The 6,708-nt window shown below is 58.9% G+C and carries 7 protein-coding genes and 1 tRNA gene; 7 read left to right on the plus strand and 1 reads right to left on the minus strand.

Features of this window, described 5'->3' with window-relative positions; all coding sequences use genetic code 11:
• From BQ5353_RS10520 to BQ5353_RS10540, 5 genes are all read left to right on the plus strand, one after another.
• Positions 1-382, plus strand: a 382-nt coding sequence (locus BQ5353_RS10520) for a UDP-N-acetylglucosamine--N-acetylmuramyl-(pentapeptide) pyrophosphoryl-undecaprenol N-acetylglucosamine transferase (RefSeq protein WP_267888287.1), incomplete at its 5' end; no start/stop codon positions are given.
• A 101-nt stretch (positions 383-483) separates the two neighbouring features.
• The gene (gene murA / locus BQ5353_RS10525; RefSeq protein ID WP_054331704.1) at positions 484-1,737 is read left to right on the plus strand and encodes a UDP-N-acetylglucosamine 1-carboxyvinyltransferase; all 1,254 of its coding nucleotides are present in this window, start codon (positions 484-486) and stop codon (positions 1,735-1,737) included.
• Between the two features lie 9 nt (positions 1,738-1,746).
• The gene (locus BQ5353_RS10530) at positions 1,747-2,646 is read left to right on the plus strand and encodes a cell division protein FtsQ/DivIB (RefSeq protein ID WP_071428187.1); all 900 of its coding nucleotides are present in this window, start codon (positions 1,747-1,749) and stop codon (positions 2,644-2,646) included.
• A gap of 337 nt (positions 2,647-2,983) precedes the next feature.
• Entirely contained in the window at positions 2,984-4,093 is a 1,110-nt protein-coding gene (gene ftsZ / locus BQ5353_RS10535; RefSeq protein ID WP_054331705.1) for a cell division protein FtsZ, read from the plus strand.
• 87 nt (positions 4,094-4,180) lie between these two features.
• Positions 4,181-5,131: a 1-phosphofructokinase family hexose kinase gene (locus tag BQ5353_RS10540; RefSeq protein WP_071428189.1), complete on the plus strand. Its 951-nt coding sequence runs from the start codon at positions 4,181-4,183 to the stop codon at positions 5,129-5,131.
• A gap of 94 nt (positions 5,132-5,225) precedes the next feature.
• Here the strand turns inward: BQ5353_RS10540 and BQ5353_RS10545 are convergent.
• Positions 5,226-5,301 (minus strand) — tRNA-Val (locus BQ5353_RS10545).
• 334 nt (positions 5,302-5,635) lie between these two features.
• Here BQ5353_RS10545 and ruvC point away from each other — a divergent pair.
• Complete coding sequence (gene ruvC / locus BQ5353_RS10550) at positions 5,636-6,151, plus strand: crossover junction endodeoxyribonuclease RuvC (RefSeq protein ID WP_054331659.1); 516 nt, start codon at positions 5,636-5,638, stop codon at positions 6,149-6,151.
• Between the two features lie 31 nt (positions 6,152-6,182).
• The coding region (gene ruvA / locus BQ5353_RS10555; RefSeq protein WP_071428191.1) for a Holliday junction branch migration protein RuvA at positions 6,183-6,708 on the plus strand (526 nt) is incomplete at its 3' end.

Raw genomic sequence — 6,708 nt, forward strand, 5'->3', positions numbered from 1 at the left:
GGAGGGAAACCGCCACATTGATATCCGGGAATACATAGACAACATGGCCCAGTGCCTGGCTGCCGCGGACCTGGTTATCTGCCGGGCGGGGGCCTCTACCATCAGCGAACTGGAGGCAGCCGGACGGGCTTCCATCCTCATCCCATCGCCCAATGTGGCGGCCAATCACCAATACTACAACGCCTTGGTTCTGGCAAAGCGGGGGGCGGCCATCCTCATTGAGGAGAAGGACCTGGCTGGGGAGCTGCTCTGCCAAAAGGTCGGGGAGCTGGTGGATGATCCCGGGCGGCTGCGGCAGCTGGGTGAGAATGCCCAGCGCCTTGCTATCCTGGATGCAAACCAGCGGATCTACCAGGAAATTATGGCGCTTTTGGCCCGCTAATCCCCCCTTTTTCACCCTTTGCCTTATGCCGGCATACACTGCTGTTGCAGGAGCGGTTTAGCACAAAAACCGTTTTTGACAGCGTGAAAGGGTGCGAGATGATGGCAAACTTTTTGATAGAAGGCGAAAACAGAATCGGCGGGGAGCTGCCCATTCACGGTGCGAAAAATGCCGCGCTGCCCATTTTGGCCGCAGCGCTGCTAACCCGCCGCAGCGTGCTCCACAACTGCCCGGATCTTTCGGATGTGCGGGCAGCCGCCCATATTTTGGAACACCTGGGCTGCACTGTGCAACGGGAGGGGGACACCGTCATTGTGGAAAGCGACGACGGCGTCTACTGTGATATCCCCGACGGGCTGATGCGGGAGATGCGGTCCTCGGTGGTGTTTTTGGGGGCGATCCTCACCCGGTGCGGCCGGGCGCGGGTCTCTTTCCCCGGCGGGTGTGAGCTGGGCCCCCGGCCTATCGACATCCACCTCGCTTCTTTGGAGCGGATGGGGGTAAACATCAAGGAGGATCACGGAGACCTGGACTGCACCATCGATGGAAAGATGGTGGGCACTGAGCTCAACCTTCCCTTCCCCAGCGTAGGGGCCACCGAGAACATCCTGTTGGCGGCGGTTTTGGCAGAGGGCACCACCGTGATCCACAACGCGGCCCGGGAGCCGGAAATCCAGGACTTGGCTGGGTTCCTCACCGCCATCGGGGCAAAAATCCACCTAAAGAACGACGGGACTATCGTAGTAGAAGGGGTGGAAACCCTTTTGCCGGAGGTGGAGTACCGGGTGATCCCCGACCGGATTGCCACCGCCACCTATCTGTGCGCAGCTGCTGCCACTGGGGGTGAACTGCTGGTGACCAAGACGGAACCAGAATATCTGGCTGCCGTCCTCCCCATGTTTGAGGAGATGGGCTGCCAGGTGAAAACCGGTCCAGATCTCATTTATTTGAAGGGCCCCCGCCGCCTGCGCCCTGTGCGGATGGTGCGGACTATGCCCTATCCAGGGTTCCCCACCGACGCCCAAGCCCCCTTTATGGCCTTGTCCACCTTGGCCCAGGGCACCAGCGTCTTTGTGGAAAACATCTTTGAAAGCCGTTATAAGCACGCCGCAGAGCTGATGAGGATGGGGGCACGGATCAAAGTAGAAGGCCGGGTGGCTGTGGTGGAAGGGGTTCCGGCCCTGCACAGCGCCCAGGTTCGGTGCACCGATCTGCGGGGCGGCGCCGCTCTGTGCATCGCCGCGTTGGCGGCGGCAGGGGTCAGTCGGGTCAGCGACATCGCACACATCGAACGGGGCTACGAACGGTTGGAAGAACACCTATCTAGCCTCGGCGCAAAAATCACAAGGGAGTAGAATCGGGACGTGAAGAAAAAGAAGGATCAAAAACGGGAGTCTGCCTCGGCGCGGCAAGCCAACATGGACCGCCGGAAAAAACGCCGTCACGGCCGCTATATCCTCCACTACATACTGATCGCGGCCTTTGTGCTTTCGGTGGGGGCGGCGCTGTCGATGACTGTATTCTTCAAAATTGAAAAGGTGGAGGTGGTCGGCAACACCAAATACCCCCCGGAGGAGATCATCGCTGCCAGCGGCATCGCGCCGGGGCAGAACCTCTTCCGGGCCCACGGCGACCAGGTGAGCGAAAAGCTGACCCAGCAGTTCGCTTACATTGAAAGCGTCAAGGTGGAGTACCGCTTGCCGCCCCGGGTGGTGCTGAAAATCACCCAGGCCACCCCCTTGGGGGCGCTGGAATCCGGGGAAGGGGAGTATATCCTCATCAGCCGGGAGGGCAAGGTGCTGGAGAAGAACACCGGCGAGCCGGAGGGCCGTTACCCCTTGGTCAAGGGAATCCAGGTCGGGGAGGCTCAGGTGGGTTCCACCCTGGGGCCGGAGGCTGAGGAGCGGCTGCGGATGCTCACCTATCTGGTGGACGCCTTGGAGAGCACCGGCTTCCCCGATGTCACCCAGGTGGATTTGACCGACCGGCTCAACATACAGATCGTCTATCAGGACCGGCTGCTGATCCAGCTGGGCAGCGAAGGGGATTTGGAGTATAAGCTCCAGTTTGTCACCTATGCCTTGGAAAATTCGGTGGAAGATGGGTTTGAGGGGGTATTGGATGCCTCCATCCCCAAGGAGCTGCACATTTTGCCCAAGTCCATCAAGGGAGATTCCTCCAATCCACCGCCTGCCCCAGGGGAGGAAGAAGGGGAGAGCCCGCCGGAGGAAGCCCCCTCTGACAGCGGAACTGACAGCCAGTGAGATCGAGCATTTCCAAGAGGAAAAAATGTTTTTCGAACAGCACAGTTTTAAAGTTGGGCAAAAGCCGCCTGGATTCCCCAGTCCCCGCCTAAAACGGCGGCAGGGAAAAAGCAGAGGTGGCAACCAAGGGTGAATTTTTAGAAAATACTTTGCAATCTGACGAGATTCGGCTTGCTAAAAGACGGGAAATCTGTTAAATTATTAAGTATGGATCTTTCTGCCCGCCTGAACCTTTCTGCGGGGCGAAGGCGGCTTGGTTTTCATATTTTACCTATTCCGCTTCGGGAGAATAGGTCCCATTTGGATCATTCACATATAGGGGGAAGTTTGGATGCAGATGAATTTTAACATGGACAACGATTTTGAGCGCGAGGTCGCCATCAAGGTGATCGGCGTGGGCGGCGGCGGCGGAAACGCGGTCAACCGCATGGTCTCTTCCGGCATGAAGAGCGTAGAGTTTATCTCGGTCAATACCGACAGCCAGGCTTTGAAATTTTCCCAAGCCAGCTATAAAATCCACATCGGCGACAAACTGACCAAAGGCAAAGGCGCCGGCGGTTCTCCGGACAAAGGCCAGCGGGCCGCTGAGGAGAACCGGGACGAGATCGCCGGCGTCCTCAAGGGCACCGACATGGTGTTTATCACCGCTGGCATGGGCGGCGGCACCGGTACCGGCGCAGCTCCCGTTGTGGCGGAGATCGCCCACGATATGGGCATCCTCACCGTGGGCATTGTGACCAAGCCCTTCACCTTTGAAGGCAAGCGCCGCATGGAACAGGCCGAGGTGGGGGTCGCCAACCTGCGGGAGCATGTGGATGCCCTGCTGGTCATCCCCAACGAGCGGTTAAAGAGCATCTCAGAGCAGAAGATCACCCTGCAAAACGCCTTCTCCGCTGCGGATGAAGTCCTCAAACAGGGTGTGCAGAGCATCTCTGACCTGATCAATATCCCCGGTATTGTTAACCTGGACTTCGCCGATGTCACCTCCATTATGAAGGATGCCGGTTATGCCCACATGGGCGTGGGCCGGGCCAGCGGCAAAGATAAAGCCGAGCAGGCCGCCGCCGCCGCCATCGCTTCCCCGTTGCTGGAGACCTCCATCAACGGCGCCCGGGGTGTGATCGTCAACATCACCGCATCCTCCGATGTGGGCTTGGATGAGGTGGATGTTGCTTCCAGCATGATCCACGCCTCCGCCCACCCCGATGTCAACCTGATTTGGGGCGTCGCCTACGACGAGAGCATGCAGGATGAAATGCAGGTCACCGTCATCGCCACCGGCTTTGACAACGACAAGAATTTCGACATCCCCGCATACACCTTTAAGAGCCCGGCTAAGAGCGCCGCTGCCCCCGCCCCCCGCCAAGAGGAGGCAAAAGAGGTGCAGGATGACGACGATGACAACGGGTTCATCGATATCATGGAAATTTTCCGCAGCAAGAAGTAGTGTTCTGCATGCGGCTCTCCAGGACGGCGCCAGCAACGGCGCCGTTCTTTGTATGGAGAGGGTGAGATGTGTTTTGGAGGTGAAACCATGGCTTTTGACAGGATCATCACCCTGTCCCTCAACCCGGTGATCGACACCACCCTCCACCTGGATGGCCTCAACATCCGGGCGGAAAACCGGGTTTTGGAGGAGCATTTTGAGGCGGCAGGCAAAGCGGTCAACGTGGCCAGGGCGCTCAAGCGGGCCGGGGTGGAATCCACCGCGGTGATCGCTGCGGGCCGGGACAACTGGGGCCGTTACCTAAAGGCTTTTTCCCGGGATGAGATCCCCTTTCGGGTGGTGTTCTGCCCCGGCAACCTGCGGGAGAACATCAGCCTGGTCATCGATGGGGTGGAGGATGTCACCCGGCTGATGCGCAGCGGCTTCTCCCTGGAGGAGGGGGCCCTGGATGAGGTCATGGGCCATCTTTCCCAGCTGGTGACCCCACACAGCCTTGTGGTGGCCGCTGGGCGGCTCCCAGGCGGTATGGATGGGGATGCCTTCAGCGATTTGTGCCTGCGCATCCAGGAGATGGGGGCGAAAATCGCCCTGGATACCAGCTCCCTCACCTTGGAACAGGTGAAGCGGATCCGGCCCTGGATGTTTAAGCCCAACCTGGATGAATTCGAGGACTTGATGGGCTGCCGTTTCCAGGACGAGGACGGGGTGGCTGCGGCTGCCCGGGAACTGCGCAGGGTAGGGGTCAGCCATGTGCTGGTCAGCCTGGGCAAAGATGGGATGTTCTATTCCGGCGAGGCGGGGGCCATGCGGCTCACGGTGCCTTCCCTGACGGTGAAAAGCGCTGTGGGGGCAGGGGACAGCCTGACTGCTGGGTTCATCGCCGGATACCAGGCGGGGCTGGATTGGATCGACTGCCTGCGCCAGGCCTGTGCTTTCGGGTCGGCGGCCTGCCTGGTGGATGGCACCAATCCCCCCAACGAGGAGGATGTAAAGCGGATTCTCCAGCGGGTGCAGGTGTTTCGCCGGGATGCGCTGTGATAAAAAAGCCGGGGGAAGTGGTCTCTTCTCCCGGCTTATTCCTGTGAAAAAAGGCAAAAAAATGCCGCCTCCACTATTGCAGAGACAGCATCATTGGTGGACGGTAAGGAACTCGAATCCCTGACCCCCTGCACGTCAAGCAGGTGCTCTACCAGCTGAGCTAACCGTCCAAATATTTTATAACCTCATCGGCCAACGAAATGTATTATAGCTTATCTTTTCCTAAAATGCAAGCATTATTCACAACTTTCACGATTTATACAAAATAATTCCCCGATATATAGAAATTTTGTCGGAGAAAATCGAATGGTTTCCACCGGAAGAAGCTGATTTGTCGGCGGTGGAACTTGTGGGCTCCGCACATTTGTGCTATAATGTCCACAGGGTATGCCCATGGAAAACTGCCGTGGGGAAACCAGAAGATTTCGGGGGTTTCCGCCGCAAAAAGGGAAGAGCCCCGTGCTTTTTTCTCGGGCGGCCGCGCCCCCAGCAGAGTGAGGAACTATGATCGTTTTAGGAATTGACCCCGGCTATGCCATCGTAGGGTATGGGGTGGTAAATTACGACCGGGGCAGGTTTTCCACCATCGCCTACGGCGCCATTACCACCGAGGCCCACACCCCCTTTGAAGACCGCCTGCTGGTGATCTTTGAAGATATGTGCGCCCTTTTGGACCGGTACCAGCCGGCAGCGCTGAGCATTGAACAGCTGTTTTTCACCAACAACAAGACCACCGGCATCGCCGTGGCGGAGGCCCGGGGGGTGATCCTCCTGGCGGCCCGGATGAAGCACGTGCCGGTGTATGAATACACCCCCATGCAGGTGAAACAGTCGGTAGTGGGATACGGCAAAGCGGTCAAAGCCCAGGTGATGGAGATGACCCGTTCCATACTCGGGCTGGAAAAGATCCCAAAACCGGATGATGCCGCCGATGCCCTGGCCTTGGCGGTCTGCCACGCCCATGCGGCGGGTTCCATCCTCTCCAGCTCACGGCTGAAAGAGCGGCTGGAACTGCTGTAATCCATCTTAGGCGAGCAAAGGAAGATTTTGTATGATATATTCTGTCCATGGAAAACTGATCCACACCGAATCCGGGTTTGCCGTGGTGGAGTGTGCGGGAGTGGGCTATAAATGCCTGACCACCCTCTCCACCCTGTCCCGGCTGCCCCGGCTGGGGGAGGAGGCCACCCTCTATACCCACCTCAACGTGCGGGAGGATGCGGTGGACCTCTTCGGCTTTTATGACCAAGGGGAATTGAGCTGCTTTAAGATGCTCATCTCGGTGTCCGGGGTGGGGCCGAAGGCGGCCCTTTCCATTTTGTCCTCTATGAGCCCGGAGAAGTTTGCCCTCTGTGTAGCCACCGGCGATGTCAAGAGCCTTAAATGCCCTGGCGTCGGGCCCAAGATCGCTCAGCGCATCGTGCTGGAACTGAAGGATAAGGTCTCCAGCGAGGCGGTGGCCCAGGGCTTCCAGGCGGAGCTCCCCGCGGCGGCCCTGTCCGCATCCGGGCCGGCGGCGGAAGCCATCAGTGCCCTGGTGGTGCTGGGCTACAGCCAGTCGGAAGCCGCTGTGGCGG

The organism is Merdimmobilis hominis (assembly GCF_900104615.1).
Taxonomy (GTDB): domain Bacteria; phylum Bacillota; class Clostridia; order Oscillospirales; family Ruminococcaceae; genus Merdimmobilis; species Merdimmobilis hominis.

Bases quoted from the DNA above. Each gene is read 5' to 3' on its own strand.
- murA (WP_054331704.1), top strand. From the start codon at position 484: ATGGCAAACTTTTTGATAGAAGGCGAAAACAGAATCGGCGGGGAGCTG.
- ftsZ (WP_054331705.1), top strand. From the start codon at position 2,984: ATGAATTTTAACATGGACAACGATTTTGAGCGCGAGGTCGCCATCAAG.
- BQ5353_RS10540 (WP_071428189.1), top strand. From the start codon at position 4,181: ATGGCTTTTGACAGGATCATCACCCTGTCCCTCAACCCGGTGATCGAC.
- ruvC (WP_054331659.1), top strand. From the start codon at position 5,636: ATGATCGTTTTAGGAATTGACCCCGGCTATGCCATCGTAGGGTATGGG.